This is a genomic window from Sphingobacterium sp. DR205 (assembly GCF_011064245.1).
Classification (GTDB): domain Bacteria; phylum Bacteroidota; class Bacteroidia; order Sphingobacteriales; family Sphingobacteriaceae; genus Sphingobacterium; species Sphingobacterium athyrii.
Genome location: NZ_CP049333.1, coordinates 1613849 through 1633996 on the forward strand (window position 1 = coordinate 1613849; position 20148 = coordinate 1633996).

Genomic DNA, 20148 nt, shown 5'->3' on the forward strand with positions numbered 1-20148 from the left:
ATGTGTTTTTCAATTATAATGATTCTTGTCGGGTAATCCATTCCCGATGAATACAGCCAGCGGCCATTGGTCGAATTGTCTTTTAAATATACTTTTTTGTAATCGAAATAGATTTTGGCTCAATTCAGCTATCTTTATAGTAGCAATAAAATCAGTGTTTAATTAGTTTGTGTTCAGTAATATTTTTGAAGTGTGAGCAAAGTAGAATTATTTGAAAATGAAAGAGCAAGTGGCTACGATCAGTTTGTAGAAGCTTGGATACCAAATTACCAGTATTTTTTGGATTTTTTACCCAAGTTGTTTTGGGATTCGGACCCGAGCGAAATATTGGTTGTTGGTTGTGGAACCGGTAATGAGATCCAGCAACTTGTAGCTAAGGAAAAGAAATGGAATGTAACAGGTATAGATCCCTCGCCGGAAATGATTCAGCAAGCCAGACAGAAACTTGAGGGATATACGAACGTTAGGCTTATTGAAGCGTTAGTCAGTGATTTGGAGGTGGACAGAAAATACGATGCGGCCACATTATTGTTGGTTCTTCATTTTCTTGAAGATAATGGGAGCAAATTAGAATTGCTGAAGCAAATCGGAAATAGGCTAATCTCAGGGGCATTGTTTGTGATGCTGGATATCACCGGGGATGAACGGATGATCAGGGAAAATCTGAAAATTCTAAGACTCCTATTGCCTGATGATATTACCGAAGAACAGATTGATCATCGACTGAATAGGATACAGAAGGAACTTTTGCATGTGCCTGAGGACCGGCTTGCCGCCTTATGTGTTGAAGCAGGCTTTGAGGTTCCGGTGCGTTTTTTTCAATCAGCTATTTATATGGGCTGGATGACAAGGAAAAAATAAATTTTCAAAAGATATAAAAAAAGCCGCCCTATTGGGGGCGGCCTTATCTAATTTTTATGAAAGAAGCAATCATTGGGTATGTCTGTGACTTTAGAACCGTTAACACTATATTGAAGTTTTAGTGTAAAGCCTCCGCCGGCTTCTAAAAAGTCAACGGTTATCGGATGATATCCGGATTCGAGGGCGATCTGTCCACTTTTCATGATTGGTGCATGTTGTCCGTCATTGTCTACGACCACCTGATTATGAATGCGCAAGACACCACCGTCGTCACAAGTGAAATAGAAATTATAAATTCCCTTTTCTTTTACATATAAATAACCACAAATTTTTGTGCCAAAGGCAGGCATTTTGATGGTATCACTCAAATGGATATTTTGGATAATTTCTTTACGTACTGTATCGCCCGTTATTGCCGCTGTGTTTGTAAACGTGCCTTTAAAGAACGTTGCGGTTAATCCTGGACTTATATTCTTTATCCCTTCAGAGACTCCCCGTTTCCAGGAGTCATTTTTTAAGTTTACTTGATACAATTCACTTTTTGCTCCCGAAGAAGATATTGTTGCGAAGCGTACGGTTCCTTCTTTTTTGACGATAAGTGAATCAGTTAACACGGGACTATGCTGAGTTGGTAAGCTTCCGTCAATAGTGTAATGGATAGCATTTTCCGGAAGTTCATTTTCAATTTTCAAGATGGATTGTCCATCAACAATCACCTGATTATCAGCGAAGCCTTTTAAATCTGGCATACGGTAGCGTAGTCCCATCTTGTTCCAAAGCCCAAAGTGAGCGATTAATCTAGTTCTATAGCTTTCATATAATGACTTGTTAGTCCAGACCCGTTCCGCCAGAGCGCTCAACCTGGGCAGAATCATAAATTCTAACCGTGCTGTCGATGGGATCATTTCCGTCCATATATTTGCCTGTGCTCCTTGGATTAGACCTGATTTTTCCTTTAAGATGTCTGAGGGGATTACGGACATATTATAGACGGCATCGAGGCTGCTGCTATTAGGCAGGTAGTCAAAATACAGGGGATTGGTCGGTGTCATGATTACTCGATGACCACGATTGACCGCCTCCCGAGGTGCGTTTTTAACCCATCCCCGCCAATACATGACCGTCATTGATGTATCGGAGCTACCATCAAGTATTTCATCCCAACCTATACTACGTTTATTTTTCGAACGTATAAAATTATTAACACGTTTGACAAAATAGCTTTGTAAGTCATGTAGATTGGCGATGCCTTGTTCTTTCATAAATGTCTTGGCCGCTTCTGAGTTCGACCATGAATCTTTTTCTACCTCGTCAGCGCCGATATGAATATAGGGAGATGGAAAAAGCGCAATGACTTCACTGAGCACATTTTCAATAAATGTATAACTGCTTTCTTTCCAGGGACTGATCGGTACAGAGAATTGTTTCCCCCATCCCGCCGTCTGACTGTCCAACAATAATTCAGGATAGGCTTGGGTTGCGATCATCATGTGCCCCGGCATGTCTATCTCCGGAATAATTTCGATATGTCTGCTTGAGGCGTAGGCCACGATATCTTTGATATCCTGTTGGGTGTAAAAACCGCCATATTCTTCACGTCCATTGTTGATGCGTTTGAATTCCTGGGGCAGATTGAAGTCCGGATTCTCTTTCGCTTTGACAAAACAGGCCGAATCTTGGTTGTTATATGTCCTCCAGGCACCCTGTGATGTTAGCTTCGGGTATTTTTTTATTTCGATACGCCAACCTTGGTCATCTGTAAGATGCAGATGAAGCTTGTTGAATTTGTAAAATGACAGGAGATCAATAAATTTGTATAGATAATCTTTTGAAAAGAAGTGCCGCGCTACATCTAGTTCCACACCGCGCCATTGAAATGCTGGCTGATCCTTAATTGACAGATATGGCAAACGAATACTGCCATTGGGTTTAGCTAGAAGATACAGCTGTTGTATTGTCTGTAATCCGTAAAAAATCCCTTGATCGGTAGAAGCAGAGATTTCAATTCCTCTTTGATCAATTGTTAGTTCATAACCTTCCTTGGAAATCTTACTTTTTTTTATCAATCTCAGTGCTGGGTTGGCATACGCTGTCTTTTTTTTGGAGATGTTTCCGAACAGCGATCGATCTATCCAATGATCTAAAGAATTTGTGGAGAAGTCGGGATCAATCGTATAGGAGAGTTCTGCCTTCGCTAGTTGAAAGAAACCCGCAGATGATTCCAGTTGTTCGGGAAAAGGGATCAGCTGGGGGATAGGTTTTTTTTCTTGCGCAAAATTGGGTTGCGACCAATAGCATACAAATAATAAAAGGATCAGTGAAATAGCTTTAAACATGAAAGTTCTTTTTTGTGATTTCTTAATAGATTGTGTGTTTAGGAGTTTGCCCAATAGAATTTATCTATTTGGCATGAAAAAACTCGGAGCCAATATAGATATATTTTGCGTAAAAGAAGGTAATAAAAAAGCTATACTAATAACACTATAATAGAGCCTATAAGCGTTCTGTTCAGCTTGTCGGTCGGACAGCACAGAATCACATTGAGCGAAGGTTTTACGTTGGCTCTGCTTTGGGATGATCGAGACTAGTTTTCTGCTATCTTTTCGAATAAACCGGGATATGTGAGGACCAAACCGTTCTCATCTACCTGAATATGAGCGTTGAAATCACTAACTATATTTTCATACAGATACTCGTGTAAATCTGTCCTTTTATAACGTTGACGAACAGGTTTGATATCGCTGTTGATCAGGTCGACATACATGATATCTATTTCTTTTGAATCACCAATTTCAAGCTGTAGATTGTTTATTGGTAACGTATTCGTAAATGGAGTCAAAGAGATATCTATATATTGAAAACCCTTGAAGTTCGGATCGACGGAATGATTGATTTCCCAATTGGTATCTATTTTTCTCCCGGTGAGCTTGTTTTTGACAGCATTGACCTCGGAGTCAATAAGAAACTCATTGATCTCCCATTGCTTATTTATAATCAGTCGATAGGAGACCGAATAAATTTTTTGCTGATAGGAACCTATTATTTTTGATGCCACAACATGATAATCTTCATTTTCATGTATGCTGAAATACTCTAGAGAGGGGAAAGCGATTCCCTGCCATAATAATGTTTTCATTTGATGGTCCTATATTAAGTTTTATTTAAGGGGTAGCATATGTTGTCGTTGTTCTTGTTCGACTTCGTTCTTGACTCGTTGGTTGATATTGATTTTTGCATTGATGAATGTGAAAATCACAGTTCCAAATTCTCTTGCATAGCTGTTTGTAATGAAATTAATATGGAAACTCATCCCGATGTAAGTCATATATTGGACTTATCAATTGATACTGAATGATAAATTTCAGCAGGATAAGGCTTACTAGAATAATAAGTTTTTTCATTTAAGAACGGATTTTTGCATAAGCACCGGTTCTATTTTCTTTCTATCGTAGATATTTGATTGTCAGCCTCCATTTTGACCACCTCCGTGCGGGCTAAAGTAATCTTTTCTGAATAACTATCACCGCGTTGTTCTCTCAATTTACGAAGACCTTTTGTTCCCTCTGCTTCGTAGTCATTGACATCGAAAGTAATGGAATCCGTCGTGACATTAGCCACGCGGTATAACGTGTACATGGACTTCCCGTTTTCTTTCCGTTTGATTTCATATACATCACCAGCGGCCGGACTTTCCAGGTATTTTTTTGTTTTAATGGATCCGGATATTCCCGCTGCTGCCGCAGATCCGAAGAAAAGGCCGATTAGGATTAATCCGGAAAAATATCCAACGGGTGTCTTCGGCATACCACTTGAACGGATTGTTGCAAGGGTTTGGGGATCAATCTCACGTTGGTAATTCACTTTTTTGCAATGATTACATACACTAATAATCTCTGTACGATATGGAAAAATGGGGATCCAAAAGATATGAAAGTATTTAACCTGTTTGTAGGCATATAAGGATCCGACTGTGTTGCAATAATTGCAAGTCCCAACAGCTGCATTGGAGTTGTTTTGTAGTAACTTTGTTCTTGTTCCGAAAATAATCATAATCAAGGTTTAAATATGCTGCTTCTTATATTTGCTTTGAACCTCTAGCTTATTTAGTATAATTCGCTAATTGGTTAATTGATTTTTTCAAAAATTATGCCATTATATTGACTCTTCGTGTGATTGATGGATACAGGACGGTTATTAACCTCAAAAGACCGTGTTTCCGGCATGCGAGTCCAAGTATCTGAACTATTTTCGGTAACTATTTGAGAATTATTCGTGTCTGATTCGAGCTTTAAGCATACTTGAGTGCAGGTGTTAGGATAGTCTGGCCATCATGTGAACGTGGTTTTAGAGAGTATAACACGGACTCACCTCGGACACACTATGGAAACATCACGGATTCATCCTGACGCTGTCCCCACTACGGCACGCCGCATGCTCGGATGAAGTTCCCAGATAGCGAACTTGTCTCTTTCCAGGAGCATAGCGAAATTATATAAAAACAGTCTTAGATCATAAGTGAAGGTCGATCGCGGACTGTTTTTATGCATATTCATTCAAAAGCTTTTAGTTATGTTAGACTATACTAAAAGTTCTGTGAATCAGCAGAAGGTCCGTAACTTGACGGTAAGGGAATATTATTCAGCCTATAATAAACACCCAATTGCGCCCTGTGATGTGTGATCTGATTTAAAGAATGACGGATTGCTTCATATTTTGTCCAACTCGCCAATTGATGGCCTGCATTCTTGATCGTCCAAGTCGGAATTAAATCCTCTTCCGTTGCATTTTCTATAGCTTTTTTACCAGCCTCGAAATCTTGGTCTAGTTTATTGAGCAACTCTTCCCGTGTTGAGAGGATTGTAGGCTTATACCCGCCATCAGCGAAATCCAGTTCGGACGTTTTCAAAATTGTACTTGGCCACTCGAACACCTCCACGAGATGGGTAGCAAGGGGCATGATTTTCATGCTTTTTTCATGTGGAGCATAGTCATTTTTGCCTTCAGGAAAAAGTTCGATAAAATTTTTGGTGATCTGGTACTCATTTTCAAGTTCAGATTTTAGTTGTTGAAGTGTATTCATCTTGTTTTTGAATCTATTAATTTAATACTTTTTGATACGATGCTCTTAATTTTTATCCACTCATTTGAACAAATGAAAGATTGTTCTGTTTTTTTATTCTATGACAAAGATAATCATGGATATTGACAGCGCTATGTCAGCATGGGGAAGGGAAATTAATTGTTTAAAACGTTCTTTTCTGCTGTGTTTGCAGCGATTTGAATTCAGTACCGTCCTAAATAAATTTTAAGGCCATAAAAATCCCTATCTACTGTTGTTTCCATGCAGATTTTGTTGATACTTTCGGATTTGACCCTCCCTTTGCGTTTCAGAATAGGTTAAACTGTCCATTTTGATCGGGTGGTTTACCCGAAATAAATGGGTCATCGGCCCATTTCCACAAATCAATCTTCACAAAGATATTCAGCCTTATGAAATTCACCAGATTGGATAGGTTCCAGCTATATTTCGCCCGTTTTTGAATGTACTTGAAGAGTAGTATCCCGATCAGCGCTGTCCAGATCTGGATGTAAACGGCATTCTCAGAGGTGCCTACAAAACTGGAGACCTTCAACCGCTGCTTGAGGTGTTTAAAGAACGTCTCGATCTCCCAGCGCTCTTTGTAAAGTGCAGCTACCGTGGCCGCCTTCCATTGAAAATGATTGGTCAGGAACTCGTATTCCACATTTTTGATACTGTCCCAAACCCGGACAAGACGCATCTTCTTATTTCCGTACCGAGCTGCTGAGAGGCTATCCAAGGCAACAACTTGATCTTCAATTACCCCAGCTTCTTTCAGTTCATCGCTTTGCCAAGACTTCAATACCGTATATTTCATATTGGATTTGCTCCTTGTTACGAAAAAGCAGCCCTTGCTGTCCAAAACGTTCATCCAGGCGTAATCGACATAGCCCCGATCGACCACCAACACACATCCTTTGGGAAAGGATAGGGCCTTTGCCACTGTGGATTCATGTGTCTTGCCATCGGTAATATGCACGAAGCTGGGCATACAGCCATCGTAATCCAGTATCGTATGTAGTTTAATCGCACCTTTGGCACTTCGGAACCTTGCCCAATCAAACACCGAAAGGCAAAGCGGGATCACTGTGGCATCCATCAACAGCACTTTGCGTTTCAACATGCGCAGTTCTGAGCGAAGATGCGTCTGCTTCTGCCAGAGGATGTCCAATAACCGTACATAAAGGTCACGAAACAACACATGCTTACGATGCGCATTCATGTAGGATAGATTGGACTTACTGGGTACCCTGCTGATACCCATATGCTGCATATTGCCCGTCGTGCTCCGCAAGCCGTTGCTGATGTCTCTAACCGAATCTGCAGACGATAAATGGCAGAAAAGCATACTTACCAAATGTGTCCAGCTATTGATCCCTTTGTGGTGTTTGTCTGAATCATGCTTACGTACCAAAAAATTGAAACCATCGCGGTCGATAAGCGAGAGAATCTGAGAAAATACGTTTATATTTACCATGGTGGTGATTTGTTTTAGCGAACTAAATATAGCATTCCATGCTATATCATTCACCACCACTTTTTAAATCACGTTTAGGACGGTACTGATTTGAATTATGTTTGAGTGTGTTTTAATTTTTTGAATGTTAGTATATTACGGTTGTGTGATGTGAAAAAAAACGCTTGAAGTGGGGAACTTCAAGCGTTTTAACCTAACCAATTATTAACCTAAATTATGAATTTTAAATATTGCGATTTTTGTGCCAAAGATTATTTTTTCCGCATCTTATAACGTAACAAATCTGTTGTTACGAACTTTATAATCGCAATAAAGGTCTTTGGGTGAAATGATAACTGAGTTGCTATTGCTTTCCCTTTTTAGAAGACAAAAAAAATCAGGTAAGAAGATTAAAAAAATAGTATCGAAGTGTAGATTATGTTGTTTTTCCTGTTGTTTTCAATAAAATTTTTTGATTTAGCTGTATGTTATTGTCTTTTATATTGTTTATAACGAATATTGTTGTGGATATTTTTGTCTTTTTATTCAATGTAACTCTTTTAATGTTTCTGTCGGAAATTGATAAAGCCTATGTAAAATATATTGGCGCCTAAGAGATAAAGTTTTTGGAGACCAATAAGGAAATCTTGCGCAATAAACCAAAATAATATAAAAAATGAAAAAATTAGTATTGTTAATGACTGCGGTTATCTTTATGGTAACTGGCGCCTTTGCTCAAATTCACAAACCTGTAAAATGGACTGTAGCCAGTAAAAAGCTAAATAACAAAGAGGCTATAGTCTATGTCAAGGCGACAATTCAAAATGGCTGGCATATCTATTCGCAAAATGTAAAAGATGGGGGGCCTATTCCGACTTCATTTAATTTTGTTAAAGCAGCGGATTATGCCCTAACAGGTAAAACTGCAGAACCAAAACCAAAAGTAAAGCACGAAGAGGTTTTTAAAATGGATGTAGGATATTTTACAAATGAAGTAATCTTTCAACAAAAGGTTGCTTTGAAAAAAGGAGCAGCAACAGTAAAAGGTACGGTAGAATGGCAAGCATGTGATGCATCGCAATGTCTTCCTCCAGATGAATACGCTTTTGCAGTGTCGATTAAATAATAAAATATTTAGCGTGAAAAAATCCCGTTTGTAGATTTACAAACGGGATTTTTTATGATTATTGTTTTTTTTTACATCGTACAAAATAAGTTGTGCAAATAATACGTTATTAATGCAAATACTTTTCATAAAATAGGTTAATATATGGCTAAGACCCTAGAGTTCCCCGCTCTAGGGCTTTTTTGTGTTTGTATTCTGACCTGAAAAAACTGGTGAACATGACGAGAGCTTGTATTGGTTTTCAGGTGTCTTGTTCCAAACAATGGTGTCATCCATATCGTTGAGCACATTGTTTTTTTTCCGAGAAGACGAAATAGGTATATTGATGGCCTTTTTTCTCCAGAATGTCCTGTATACAAACATTATCTCAAGTTTATTGTTTTGTCTTATACTAAACAATATGCCAATAAATTATGGTTGATTACACACTGAACCGAAGAAAATTCATTCTGGGGACAAGTGCTTTTGTTACCTTATCTGCTTTAGAAGCTAAAGGATTGCCTTTTGAACGTCCGCCTAAAAATATCAAGGTTGGACTGGTCGGAGCGGGATGGTATGGGAAAAGCGATCTATTTAGACTGATGCAGGTCTGCGATGTCAATGTAGTTGCGATTTGCGATGTGGATAGCCGGCATTTGCAGGAGGCGGGACGACTGGTCGGGGAACGCCAACGCTCGGGACAGATTCCAAAGCTCTACAAAGATTACAGGAAAATGCTTGCTGATCATCAATTCGATCTCATTCTGATTGGTACGCCTGATCATTGGCATGCAAGACAGGCGATAGATGCGATACGTTCAGGAGCGCATATCTATTTACAAAAGCCCATTAGTGTAGATGTACTTGAGGGAGAAGCGATACTTCGATACGCGCGGAAATATAATAAGAAGGTGCAGGTAGGAACGCAAAGACGAAGTACAGCGCATCTGATTGATGCTAAAAAGCAGGTAATAGACCCAGGATTACTCGGTAAGATATCGCATGTGGAAATGTGCTGTTATTATCATATGCGAAGGAATGGAAACCCTCCGGTGGAACCGGTGCCGGATTTTCTTGACTATGAGATGTGGACAGGCCCTGCTCCTTTACGTCCTTACGATGGCTTACCTCACGGGGGATGGTGGCGAACTTTTATGGAATATGGGAATGGTATTACGGGCGATATGGGGATGCATATGTTTGACACGGTTCGTTGGATGTTACAACTCAAGTGGCCAAAGAAAATTAGCGCGACAGGAGGGATTTACGTGCAACAGGAGGGAAAGTCGACTATTGCAGATACACAGACAGCGGTATTCGAATATGATGAGCTAAATTGTGTATGGCAACATCGTACCTGGGGTGGTCCTGTGGATCCCGAATACCCTTGGGCGTTTATTATCTATGGCGATAAAGGAACGTTAAAGGGAAGTGTGATGAAATATGAATTTATTCCAGTAGGTAAGGGCACTCCCATTAAAAAAGATGTTGTTTATGAAAAAGAAAAATTTCCGGAAGATTTGGAGGAACCTCGAATTGAACTGCATACAGCTCCAGCTACACGACAACATCTATTGGATCTATTGTCTGCAATAGAACATGATCGACTGCCCGTGGCTGACATTGAAGAGGGGTATATATCGACGGCCTGTTGTATCCTCGCTAATATTTCGATGCAATTAAATAGACCATTGCGCTATGATCCTGAAAAAAAAATATGTACCGATGATCCAGAAGCGACCAAGTTATTGAAAAGACCTTATCGAACGCCTTGGCAACATCCCGATCTGGCGTAGTGTAAATTATAGCCATTTCTTAATGTACAGTTTTTTAATTTTTTACGCACCAATTAGAAATTTATGCTTGATGATTTTGGACCGTACTTCAACCGTTGCTGTTTGGATTAGAATAATTTTGATTTTCGGCTTCTTTTCGGGCCCGGTTTATGGACAACAGGAAGTACGAAAAATATACATTCATACTGATCGGGAGGCTTACTTCCCTGGGGATTCTGTGTGGTTTAAAAGCTATGTCGTGCAGCATGGTTATCTGGATTCTTCTGCTATCAATCTCCATCTGAATCTTGCGGATCAGCAGGGTAATATTGTGAGATCTATGCTTAGCTTACAACGCGGAGGTATGAGTGATGGTGTATTTTTGCTTCCGTCGGATTGGAAGCAGACCAGTATCTATATTAATGCTTACGTGGGCACAGATAAAGGAATGATTGAACGATACTATTTCAAGGAAATTCCAATTATTCAAATAAATGACCAGAATAAAAATGATTCAGACAGTGGGGCAATAACTGTAAATTGCTCCCTGATTGCACGCCCTGAAGGCAATCGTTTTCTACAAAACAAAAATAATAGGCTTTATTTGCAAACGATAGAGGCTAGTGAAAAGCCACTACTTGTTAAAGGGACTATTTTAAAAAGTGATGGTGATTTACTGTCAGGTTTTCAGTTAGATAGCTCCGGTTACGGTGTTGTCGATATTCCTCCTTTTATTGGTAATTGTCGTATTGAATGGGAAGTGGATGGTAAGCGTAAAACTGACATCCTTTTAAAGACCGAACTTGGAAGAAAAATATATAGCAGGGATATAGGTGACACTATCGCCGTTTATTTGGAAAGTAATCTTCCTGCTGAAAGGACAAAGATCATATTGACTTCGAATGACCGGTCGGTCTTGATAGATACGATTACAATTAGACCTGATCGACGGACTGTTATTTATTTAAACCGCAATGATCTAGATTATGGTCTGCTGCGGCTTGAGTTGCGCGATCAACAAGATAGCATACACTCTCAATCCGCTCATTTTGTGGGCGGATTGAGAGATATTCAAGTTGTGCCTAATATCAAATGGTTGCAGATAACGCGTAAGGAAAGAGGAAAGAATAGTTTTAGACTAAGTTTGCCTTCAGATGAAGAAGGAAACTTGTCTATCTCGATCACAGCTTTGGAAGTACCCAATGATTGCGTCCCAAATATTACTGAGGATATTTACTTTAGGCCCTATCTCTTGCGTAAGGAACCGGTCCATTCAACACATTTATTCCGGAATGATAAATTGCAGGACGGTTTGATAGCCACCAGCGCCTGGAATTCTTCATCCAATTTGAATTTTAATAGGGTACAGTCGACAAAGGACTCCGTTTATTACCTGCAAGGACAGATTTTAATGGAAGGAAATAAATGGGGGCATTTCCACAAGAAGCTTGTTGATCAGATAACAAAAAATAATGGGAAAGGAAAACCCGGTGGCATGTCTTTTGGATACAAATTTCCGGAAGATAAGGTTATGCGGTATAAAACAATTATACCTGATCTCTCAGGATACTTTGTCGTGGATAATTTGATTATCCGGGGGACGATAGCAACTAAGCTGTCTGCTATTGAAAAAAAGATGATGTTTGATAAATTTCTGGTTAAGTACAATTTTGGACCGATAAAAGTAGATTCTACCTTTTTTATTCCCCCTTTACAACAAAAGTTTTTAGCACCTCAGGAATGGAACGAAAGTAAGTGGGCCTACACACCATCGAGCTATCGCGATAAAAACGGGGGGATCCGATTAAAGGAAGTCAAAGTGGATCGAAGTGTGCAGCAGAGGCGTATTGATTACCTTGAGGGTAGATATGCCCGAGAAAAATTTAAAGGACCTGCTGATGCCGTACTTGATCCTCATAACGACCGTTTCGTCAAGGCTCTTCCGTTAAATTTTGGAGAATATGCTCGTTTAAATTATACCAAAATCGCAGATTCAATCAGATGGGATCGTGTATTTGTTAATAATTATGAAATAAGAACAAATATATTGAAGATGGAAGATTTATACGATACATCCATGGATCGGATTCCGTATGTCAAGTACTTTGAGAAATTCAAAGTCGACGGTTCCGTTACTTCAGTATTGTATGTTTATCAAATGGATCCAAGTGAAGGGGATTCATATATAGGCAGAGCTTTGGACGAGCAAGAAGTTGAAGGTTATATGCGAGAAGAACATTTTAAATTGATAGCTTATACTGATGATTTAGCAAGTGATCAATTTGATGCACGCCCCACTTTGTATTGGAATCCGGGTGTCAAATTGGATGGAAGCAGTAAAGAAATGGAGATCTCATTTTTTAATAATAGTAACCCAGAAGGGTTTTGGATTACTATTCAAGGTATAACCAAAAGCGGGAAGACCATATTCTTTCGGGATATCATAAGAGCTTCGAAAAGATAAATGCTAATAAAAAATGTATAACCCGTGCATCTGTGGTTGGCTAAAATTATTGCTGAAAGTTATCATTTTGAACCGTACTTCTTTGCAAAACTATATAGCTGGCTAAAATTATGCGGATAATTATAAACTTCTTCAAATCGGGTACATCGTTCCCTTTCGTTAGTGCTAGTTTAATTAAAATAGCTACGTATTTCATATGGTATCCCTAAGTTAATGACTGCTTTAAAATAAATCCGAAGAATTTACAAAGCGGCATCTTTCTTTTACAATTTGAGAATTAGAGCCATGATTATCTTCATTTTCAAGATTTAAATATATAGCGATACAAGTAGAGATGTACATTCAGGGAAATGAATAAATCTGATCGCTTCATTACAATTGGAAAAGAAATTTATACAGGTGAAAAAAATGGTTAATATCAGTATGATTTTCAATAAAAAGTATAGCTCAGATCAAGGATGCGATCTTCAAAATATTGGGCCATTTTGGCAGTTTCAGATTTTCGCTGTATCGTGGTTAAAAAGCCCTTTTGATTATATGTCATAATTAGTTCGCTTACTTTTTGTCCATTCCGGATATTTTGCATCGAAAGCAGATTTCTGTTTTTGTCGTAACTGTATTTTTCACTTTTAGCTGCAACGTCTGCATCTGTTTCATGAATTTCGGATAGGAGGCCTTCTTTGAATTCATATTGTTCAGATGGTATTGTCTTAGCTGCGCAACCAAAATGAAGGAATTGAGCGATAGGATGATTATTTAAATGGTAATAGGTTATTTTTTGATAACAGGTGTCTTGACTACCCCCATTTTTCATAAAATCGAAAAACTCTGTCCGTTCTTCTACCTCAAATTTGTTTTCTGTATAATAACGATACTGCCATGAAGAGAACTTATTTTCACGGATCATGTTATTTAACAGCTTTTCCTCTGGCCATGATCCTTTAAGAATAAGCTGATCGACACCGGCAACTGGTTCGCCCATCCAATCATTATTCTGCGTTTGATTAGGCATCTGTGCATTCAATGAAAAGATTCTGATGTTATCAATACGATTTTTTTCGTCGTAGCCGTATACCTTTATTTTTACGATACCACTGTGATAATCAATCCGCGCTTCTTTGGCAATAAAGCCATTTGCCTGATAGCTATATGTTGTGTAAAAGACGGTATCCTTTTTCTCTTGATCGTACCGAGTCATGCTTATGCTCATTAAAAGACCATTGGAATTAAATGTATAACAATTAAAAATTCCATTTTCCCGACTTTTAACGGTTATGCTTTTTACCTTTTTTGCCTTTATAAACGTAGGATTGAAAGGGAATATGGTCTTTGTGAAATAGCCTTCAATCGCCATCGGTGTGACATGATAGAAAGATTCCATTTGTGCCATTCCCTTCATTGGGATAAGGTAAATTAAAACACTGATTAAAAAAGAAAAAATGCCACAATTTCGGTATATCATATATGCTCAAGTATTTAATTTTTTGCCGGTAGTGGTTACAGGCCGTTTGGTTTTGTTACTTCTTGTTTGAAGAAATCAGATTGAAAGTTTTTAAAGTGTATTTTCATAAAATACTACAATATCATTACCCATAGCGGAAATTGAAAGTGTGTTGTTAATCCCGTTATTCCAAATTATTTCAATGGATTTTAGGGATTTATCTTCACTTCCTTCTTGTGTTTTGCGTAATATCTTCCATTGATATACATTTCCTTCACTGTCCTTAACTATCGTGTTTCCTTCGGGTAGGGCAGTATTTAATTTAAGAATCCGGTAAAAGCTCCCAATGTTTTTTATTAAATTATAAACAGTCAGCACGTCGGTATGAGGTATTTGCAAAGCTTCTGAAAAATTTACATCAAAGCCTGAGGTCGAGGTCAAGAGCATTCCGTTTTGAAATATTTGTCTTGAAAAGTAATTGTCATTTTCGCTCTCGCTCAGCGTTTCGGATATTTTTCCATTTTCCCACTTATTTCCAATGGGTTGAGATAACTGTTTTACCCAATCAGAAAGCGCGCCTGTATTCTCCTTTGGAGGTTTTATAGTTGCAAAATTGTTTTTAAGAACATAGCCTTTAACGGTGTTATAGATCACTTTCATCCAATACGTCCTTGTGCCATTTATGACCAACGAATTGTTTACCATTTCCAGTTGGTCTATATCCGAATTACTGAATGTAACTTGTGAGCCATAAGCAACAGTCGCTAAGGCATCGGCCTGTATACTAGGACTTGCATAAAGTTTTACTCCCTCGGATAAAGTAGCATAGTAGATCTTTGGCGCTTTTTGAGCAAATGTATTTATGCTAAGTACATTCGATAGAAAACCGAAAAACAAAGCTGTTTTAAGTAAGAATGCGGTAGACCTTGTCATAGAAATAATTTATTATATGAAATATAGCAATAATTGTAATTTTATTACATTAATTTTAATTTAAAACTATAAGTAGAACACATAGGTCGATTTACGCGATACAAATCGCTGTGCGATTAAAGGGGAGTAGTTAAATGGAGAGAAATATTTTTTGTTCATATCAGATTGAATAAGTAATATGATTTTTCGTCGACAGCTCAAACCAGCCTTTTGTGCTTATAAAATTTGCCGTTATGATTAGAAAAATTGAAGTAGTAGATTATCCGGATCTGATAGCTATCTGGGAGAGCGCAGTAAAGAGCACCCATGATTTTCTGAAAGAGGAAGACTTTAGCTATTACAAAGAACAAATGCCCGTATATTTTGAACATGTGGTATTATTAGGATATGAAGAAAATGGAGCTTTAGTTGGCTTTATGGGAATTTCGGGAGATAACCTTGAAATGTTATTTGTTCACAATGATTTTCGGGGTAAAGGTATTGGGAAAACACTTATTTCTTATGCAATAGGGAGCTTAAATGTGACGAAAGTAGATGTAAATGAACAAAATACCCAGGCGGTGGATTTTTATAAGTATATGGGGTTCAATGTTGTCAAAAAGTCAGCTTTAGATGGACAAGGAAAATCATATCCGATCTTACATATGAGTTATAATTAACTCATTATTTCGCATTTTTCGGGGGAGTAGGCTTTATGATCTGGCTTTCTTGCTGATTGGGTCGTGCAGCCTCTTTCTTTAGTTTCTGAATCTTCTTAAGACCTTGGATAATGCTCGATGCTGGAACGTCATATTTGGCCACTGCTTCATCCAATAACAAATAGCCATTCATAATTTCGGAAATTGCTAATTGAAGTCTGATTTTCTTTGGCTCTGGATTTTTATCATCAGTTTTTGTTTTCATCATTATTTTGATTTGTGGGATGTGTCTTATTTTTCGGGACGATACCGACAACAAATATTACTTTTTTTTAAAATAGCGTTAGTTTTATATTGAAACTCATTTTTCAATTGTAGGTGTATTTTTACATGATGTAGCTTGTTCTTTACAGTTTTTATCTGATTGTATTTTTTAGGACCAGATACTATTGGATAGCCTACCGCATGTGGAGAATTCTGAATTTCAAAACAAGAATAAAAATGACTTTCCGGGCTTTTGAGTCTTCATGATCATGGGGAACAAAAATGTAGCAAGTTTCGGATTTTATGCTTGCATCTTTTAAAATAGCTTTGTGTTAACTAATACATAAAACAATATGAAGATTTTTAAAGATAAAGTTATTCTCATCACGGGGGCTAATAGGGGGATAGGGCGAGCATTGGTAAAAGCTCTTTTGGATCATGGTGTGAAAAAGGTATATGCCACCTGTAGAGACTTGAATACATTGCCATCGTTCGAAGACAATAGAGTCATAGGATTATCCCTGGATATTACAGAAGATGGACAGATCAAAACAATTGCTGCTGTTGCCGGGGACACTGAAATCCTCATTAATAATGCGGGCATTTTAAATACGGGGAATATTTTAGATGGCGATCTGTTGGGAATGGACAATGATATGAAGGTGAATTATTTCGGAACAATAAAGATGATGCGCGCATTTGCATCTATCTTGAAAAAAAATCGTCCGGCCAAAATCATTAACATCGTTTCAATTGTAGCGTACTCCCCCTTACCATCCATTGCTGGGTATGCCGCCTCCAAAGCGGCCCTTTATTCTGCAACACAGTCTGTCCGCATCGAATTAGCCAAAGATGGAATCGATGTACACGCAGTCAATCCCGGCGCAATTGATACGGATATGAACAAAGGTAGTGATTGGGATATGCCTGATCCTGATAGTGTTGCCATTAAGATATTGAAGTCTGTAGACGAAGGTAATTTGGATATTATACCTGATGAAATGGGACAAGGGATGTACAATTCCTGGCGGGAGGATCCTTCAAAACTATCAAAGATTTTTTCTGATCTGTATTATGCCGAAAATATCGGATAAAGAATCTATTGTTAGGGAAGAGCTGATGCAAAAATAAAAGCCCTGGTTTTTTAAATAAACCAGGGCATTCAAAACAGGTTAACGACGACTCTTGTTAAGCTTTAATAAATAAACCTGCAATATTAAGTACAGCTTCGGCAGAAAGTGGTTCATCAAAAGACTGTGTTGCCGCACTTGTTGAAATTTTTCCCATCGAACCGGATAAGGTTGTGATATCGACTCCTCCCTGTATCACATTGTTTTCACCAGCATATATAGGGTTTACTACTGCCCCGATTCCAGTGTCATTGCTTCCTGTAATCCAGGGTTTCTGATCGGCGGCACCGCCACCACGAGCACGTCGCATCTGACGAATATGTGACGCATGTCTAGCCTCAACAGAGTGGATCTGCAATGCAGCAGTCAGCACCACCCTATTTCCTAATAATATGCCTGCCTGTCCTTTATATGCCCGTACTCCAGTGTCTTCAAAGGCTTGAGCAACAGCTAAAAATGTGTCGTAATCGCTAAAGACATTGCCAAAGGTACCTCCAGCTGTAAAGTCAAAAGTAGGCTTTGAGACAGCTTTATTGCCCAGTACCTGTTTTAGAAAATTAACGTGGGCGACCTCATGATCACGGATCGTGGTAATTGCTCCAAGGGGTTTTCCAGATGGAATGAGGCCTGCTTTAGCAACACCCATTGTATAATATTCAGCTTCAAGGTATTCTAACGTTAAAGCATAATTAAGAACACCATTGACATCTGTGGGGGCCGTGGCGCCATAAGCCTTTTTGAAGAGCTCACCAATAAAAAATGGTAATGCTGCCAAGCTTACTTTTTTGCTCATCGAAGCCAGGTTTTTAATGGCTTCCCGTCGCGGACTGATACGATCGCTGAATTCAGGATCTATCGTATTTATTTGTTCAAAAACATTTAAAAGATTCATGATAATCAAATTTTAGGTACATTAATAAGTTGGTAGATCCTTTACATCGATTTTAGATTTGATAAATGGGGCTGCGGCACTCAAGACGACGCTTGGGCTCTTGGCTACATCTAGTCCGTTCGAATCTACCACCTCTTGGTTGGCAAAAGTGCCATTATCTATCATGTCGCGAACCCATGCTGCGTGTCGTGCTTCGACAGAAACGATCTTACCGGCCAATAATAAATAATTCGGATCTTTAATTAACCAACCCGCACCGTTGTAAGCAGAGACACCGAGATCTTCAAATGTCTTTGCCGTTGCTAAAACACTGGCGCGACTGCCGAAATTAATGCCGGACAGATTAAATTCAAGACTGGATATCGCCTTGGCTCCCAATGCTACTTTGAAAAACTCGCGATGGGCAATTTCGTGGTCCCTGATATCAGTAAAAAAAGCCTTTTCCAGATCCGTGATCCCAGAATAAGGATTGTTGACCAACTGAATGTAAAAGGCGGCTTCGAGCTGCTCCAGAGCATAGGCATAATTCAATATTGCAATGTCACCACTGCCAAAATACATGCCTTTCCCGCCATTGTCCATGTCGTCATCATGGTCTTTTTTACAGCTCGATAGCCCGAGAAGAGCGAGTGATGCAGCACCTGCTCCTGCAAATTTTAGAAAATCTCTTCTTCTGAGATCTTTCATTTCTAGTTCACTACGATGATTCAATAGTGGTTCATTGTTATCTGTCATCTTTTCCATAACAAAAGTCTTTAGTTTATAATTTTCTGTACTTATTATCATTTACGACTTTTTGAGATGCTTGGATTGCTGAATTTGATTTTTATTAAAATATTATATCTTTTCCGCTTTCAATAACAAATTATCTTGGCGGAATTGTATATGTTCAGACTAGGTTGCTCAAATTTTTTTGTTTTCTGTTGTTTGATTAGGCAGCGAAGGAAGGAAGAAAGAAGCTGAAAAATGATGTCCGGATACCTGTAATGAAAAAAACATTGGATAAATAGTTCTTTTCTGTAACTATTCAACTAATCTCTTGTTTAATTCCCCGTAAAATACTATCTTTTTTACAATTTTGAACTTAGAAACAAGGAATAGCAATGTCATTAATAGATTTATCAAAACGTGTAGCGTTAGGAATAGATATCGGAGGAACAAACACTAAATTCGGGGTGGTCAATCATCGTGGGGAAGTTCTTGAAAAAGGAAGCATACGAACAGATGATTATGAGCATGTTGAAGAATTTATTGACGCTTTATATGAAAAGGCTCACCCTTTTATTGAAAAGTTCGGCGGTGAAAATAGCTTCGATGGAATTGGAGTTGGAGCTCCCGATGCGAATTATTATACAGGTACAATAGACCATGCTCCGAATCTTCCTTGGAAAGGTGTGATCCGATTTAGTGATTTAATGACTGCCAAATTCAAAATTCCCTGTACCATCACCAATGACGCAAACGCTGCGGCCTATGGTGAAATGCTTTTTGGAGCTGCGCGAGGAATGAAGGATTTTATTATGATTACTTTGGGAACGGGCGTAGGAAGTGGTATCGTGGCCGGAGGTAAGCTTATTTATGGGCATGATGGATTTGCTGGAGAATTGGGCCATACTATTGTCAAGCCGGGCGGAAGAAAGCACTGGAGTACAGGGTCTGAAGGGAGTTTGGAAGCTTATGCTTCTGCAACAGGGATTACAATTACAGCCAAGAAAATGAGGGCCGAATTTCCTGAGTCGATGTTGAATCAATATCCTGAAGACGCGATAAATTCTAAAACGGTCCATGAATGTGCAGTGAAGGGGGATCCCATAGCCATTGAAGTATTCAGGTATACCGGGCAAAAATTAGGTGAGGCATTGGCAAATTTTGTGATGTTCTCCTCTCCCGAAGCTATTCTATTGTTTGGTGGGGTGATTAAGGCCGGTGATTTTATTTTAAAACCAGCGAAATTACATATGGAAAGAAATCTTTTTCCCTTATTTAGAAATAAAGTGAAACTCGTTTTCAGCGAGCTGGAAGAAGCTGATGCCGCTATTCTCGGCGCCAGTGCATTGGTTTGGGAAAAATAATAGCTATCACGCGTTATATTGTAGGTGCAAGTAAGTG

The 20148-nt window shown here is 38.7% G+C and carries 18 protein-coding genes; 7 read left to right on the forward strand and 11 right to left on the reverse strand.

What is annotated here, in order from left to right:
- The first annotated feature begins 192 nt into the window (after window positions 1–192).
- Window positions 193–861, forward strand: a complete 669-nt coding sequence (locus G6053_RS06805; RefSeq protein ID WP_165305909.1) for a class I SAM-dependent methyltransferase — start codon at window positions 193–195, stop codon at window positions 859–861.
- A 47-nt stretch (window positions 862–908) separates the two neighbouring features.
- Here G6053_RS06805 and G6053_RS06810 read toward each other — a convergent pair whose 3' ends face one another.
- The 6 genes from G6053_RS06810 to G6053_RS06835 form a co-directional block, all read right to left on the reverse strand.
- Entirely contained in the window at window positions 909–3197 is a 2289-nt protein-coding gene (locus G6053_RS06810) for a family 20 glycosylhydrolase (protein WP_165305910.1), read from the reverse strand.
- Between the two features lie 248 nt (window positions 3198–3445).
- Entirely contained in the window at window positions 3446–3997 is a 552-nt protein-coding gene (locus G6053_RS06815; RefSeq protein ID WP_165305911.1) for a putative glycolipid-binding domain-containing protein, read from the reverse strand.
- Between the two features lie 296 nt (window positions 3998–4293).
- The gene (locus G6053_RS06820; RefSeq protein WP_241254942.1) at window positions 4294–4722 is read right to left on the reverse strand and encodes a hypothetical protein; all 429 of its coding nucleotides are present in this window, start codon (window positions 4720–4722) and stop codon (window positions 4294–4296) included.
- Between the two features lie 536 nt (window positions 4723–5258).
- On the reverse strand, window positions 5259–5414 hold the full coding sequence (locus tag G6053_RS06825; RefSeq protein WP_165305912.1) for a hypothetical protein: 156 nt from the start codon (window positions 5412–5414) through the stop codon (window positions 5259–5261).
- 29 nt (window positions 5415–5443) lie between these two features.
- Window positions 5444–5941 carry a DinB family protein gene (locus tag G6053_RS06830; protein ID WP_108632792.1) on the reverse strand — a complete coding sequence of 166 codons (498 nt, stop codon included), beginning with the start codon at window positions 5939–5941 and terminating at the stop codon, window positions 5444–5446.
- 307 nt (window positions 5942–6248) lie between these two features.
- The gene (locus G6053_RS06835; protein ID WP_165305913.1) at window positions 6249–7418 is read right to left on the reverse strand and encodes an IS4 family transposase; all 1170 of its coding nucleotides are present in this window, start codon (window positions 7416–7418) and stop codon (window positions 6249–6251) included.
- Between the two features lie 655 nt (window positions 7419–8073).
- On the opposite strand from G6053_RS06835, the gene G6053_RS06840 reads away from it, so the two are divergent.
- From G6053_RS06840 to G6053_RS06850, 3 genes are all read left to right on the forward strand, one after another.
- Window positions 8074–8523 (forward strand): protein-disulfide reductase DsbD N-terminal domain-containing protein, encoded by a 450-nt coding sequence (locus tag G6053_RS06840; protein WP_108632791.1) that lies wholly within the window; start codon window positions 8074–8076, stop codon window positions 8521–8523.
- A gap of 413 nt (window positions 8524–8936) precedes the next feature.
- The gene (locus tag G6053_RS06845; protein WP_165305914.1) at window positions 8937–10298 is read left to right on the forward strand and encodes a Gfo/Idh/MocA family oxidoreductase; all 1362 of its coding nucleotides are present in this window, start codon (window positions 8937–8939) and stop codon (window positions 10296–10298) included.
- A gap of 70 nt (window positions 10299–10368) precedes the next feature.
- Window positions 10369–12741, forward strand: coding sequence for a hypothetical protein (locus G6053_RS06850; RefSeq protein WP_165305915.1), 2373 nt, complete (start codon window positions 10369–10371; stop codon window positions 12739–12741).
- A 430-nt stretch (window positions 12742–13171) separates the two neighbouring features.
- Here the strand turns inward: G6053_RS06850 and G6053_RS06855 are convergent, their stop codons facing one another.
- Both G6053_RS06855 and G6053_RS06860 read right to left on the reverse strand, forming a co-directional pair.
- Entirely contained in the window at window positions 13172–14140 is a 969-nt protein-coding gene (locus tag G6053_RS06855) for a hypothetical protein (protein ID WP_165305916.1), read from the reverse strand.
- Between the two features lie 153 nt (window positions 14141–14293).
- Window positions 14294–15115, reverse strand: a complete 822-nt coding sequence (locus tag G6053_RS06860; protein WP_165305917.1) for a hypothetical protein — start codon at window positions 15113–15115, stop codon at window positions 14294–14296.
- A 233-nt stretch (window positions 15116–15348) separates the two neighbouring features.
- Between G6053_RS06860 and G6053_RS06865 the strand changes: the two genes are divergently transcribed.
- Entirely contained in the window at window positions 15349–15774 is a 426-nt protein-coding gene (locus G6053_RS06865) for a GNAT family N-acetyltransferase (protein ID WP_165305918.1), read from the forward strand.
- A 4-nt stretch (window positions 15775–15778) separates the two neighbouring features.
- Here G6053_RS06865 and G6053_RS06870 read toward each other — a convergent pair whose 3' ends face one another.
- Entirely contained in the window at window positions 15779–16021 is a 243-nt protein-coding gene (locus G6053_RS06870; RefSeq protein WP_146190988.1) for a hypothetical protein, read from the reverse strand.
- Window positions 16022–16370: 349 nt separating this feature from the next.
- On the opposite strand from G6053_RS06870, the gene G6053_RS06875 reads away from it, so the two are divergent.
- A complete protein-coding gene (locus G6053_RS06875) occupies window positions 16371–17111 on the forward strand; it encodes an SDR family NAD(P)-dependent oxidoreductase (RefSeq protein ID WP_165305919.1) in 741 nt (246 codons plus the stop codon).
- Window positions 17112–17205: 94 nt separating this feature from the next.
- Here the strand turns inward: G6053_RS06875 and G6053_RS06880 are convergent, their stop codons facing one another.
- Together G6053_RS06880 and G6053_RS06885 are read right to left on the reverse strand one after the other, a co-directional pair.
- On the reverse strand, window positions 17206–18039 hold the full coding sequence (locus G6053_RS06880) for a ferritin-like domain-containing protein (RefSeq protein WP_108632781.1): 834 nt from the start codon (window positions 18037–18039) through the stop codon (window positions 17206–17208).
- Window positions 18040–18060: 21 nt separating this feature from the next.
- Window positions 18061–18825, reverse strand: a complete 765-nt coding sequence (locus tag G6053_RS06885; RefSeq protein WP_346774518.1) for a ferritin-like domain-containing protein — start codon at window positions 18823–18825, stop codon at window positions 18061–18063.
- A 317-nt stretch (window positions 18826–19142) separates the two neighbouring features.
- Here G6053_RS06885 and G6053_RS06890 point away from each other — a divergent pair, with 317 nt between their 5' ends.
- The gene (locus G6053_RS06890; protein ID WP_165305920.1) at window positions 19143–20111 is read left to right on the forward strand and encodes an ROK family protein; all 969 of its coding nucleotides are present in this window, start codon (window positions 19143–19145) and stop codon (window positions 20109–20111) included.
- The last annotated feature ends 37 nt before the right edge of the window (window positions 20112–20148 follow it).

Excerpts from the sequence above, each read along its gene's own strand:
- G6053_RS06845 (WP_165305914.1), top strand. The coding sequence starts at position 8,937 with ATGGTTGATTACACACTGAACCGAAGAAAATTCATTCTGGGGACAAGT.
- G6053_RS06860 (WP_165305917.1), bottom strand. The coding sequence starts at position 15,115 with ATGACAAGGTCTACCGCATTCTTACTTAAAACAGCTTTGTTTTTCGGT.
- G6053_RS06865 (WP_165305918.1), top strand. The coding sequence starts at position 15,349 with ATGATTAGAAAAATTGAAGTAGTAGATTATCCGGATCTGATAGCTATC.
- G6053_RS06855 (WP_165305916.1), bottom strand. The coding sequence starts at position 14,140 with ATGAAGGGAATGGCACAAATGGAATCTTTCTATCATGTCACACCGATG.
- G6053_RS06810 (WP_165305910.1), bottom strand. The coding sequence starts at position 3,197 with ATGTTTAAAGCTATTTCACTGATCCTTTTATTATTTGTATGCTATTGG.
- G6053_RS06850 (WP_165305915.1), top strand. The coding sequence starts at position 10,369 with ATGATTTTGGACCGTACTTCAACCGTTGCTGTTTGGATTAGAATAATT.
- G6053_RS06870 (WP_146190988.1), bottom strand. The coding sequence starts at position 16,021 with ATGATGAAAACAAAAACTGATGATAAAAATCCAGAGCCAAAGAAAATC.
- G6053_RS06840 (WP_108632791.1), top strand. The coding sequence starts at position 8,074 with ATGAAAAAATTAGTATTGTTAATGACTGCGGTTATCTTTATGGTAACT.
- G6053_RS06880 (WP_108632781.1), bottom strand. The coding sequence starts at position 18,039 with ATGAATCTTTTAAATGTTTTTGAACAAATAAATACGATAGATCCTGAA.
- G6053_RS06875 (WP_165305919.1), top strand. The coding sequence starts at position 16,371 with ATGAAGATTTTTAAAGATAAAGTTATTCTCATCACGGGGGCTAATAGG.
- G6053_RS06815 (WP_165305911.1), bottom strand. The coding sequence starts at position 3,997 with ATGAAAACATTATTATGGCAGGGAATCGCTTTCCCCTCTCTAGAGTAT.
- G6053_RS06830 (WP_108632792.1), bottom strand. The coding sequence starts at position 5,941 with ATGAATACACTTCAACAACTAAAATCTGAACTTGAAAATGAGTACCAG.
- G6053_RS06890 (WP_165305920.1), top strand. The coding sequence starts at position 19,143 with ATGTCATTAATAGATTTATCAAAACGTGTAGCGTTAGGAATAGATATC.
- G6053_RS06885 (WP_346774518.1), bottom strand. The coding sequence starts at position 18,825 with ATGATAATAAGTACAGAAAATTATAAACTAAAGACTTTTGTTATGGAA.
- G6053_RS06825 (WP_165305912.1), bottom strand. The coding sequence starts at position 5,414 with ATGAATATGCATAAAAACAGTCCGCGATCGACCTTCACTTATGATCTA.
- G6053_RS06835 (WP_165305913.1), bottom strand. The coding sequence starts at position 7,418 with ATGGTAAATATAAACGTATTTTCTCAGATTCTCTCGCTTATCGACCGC.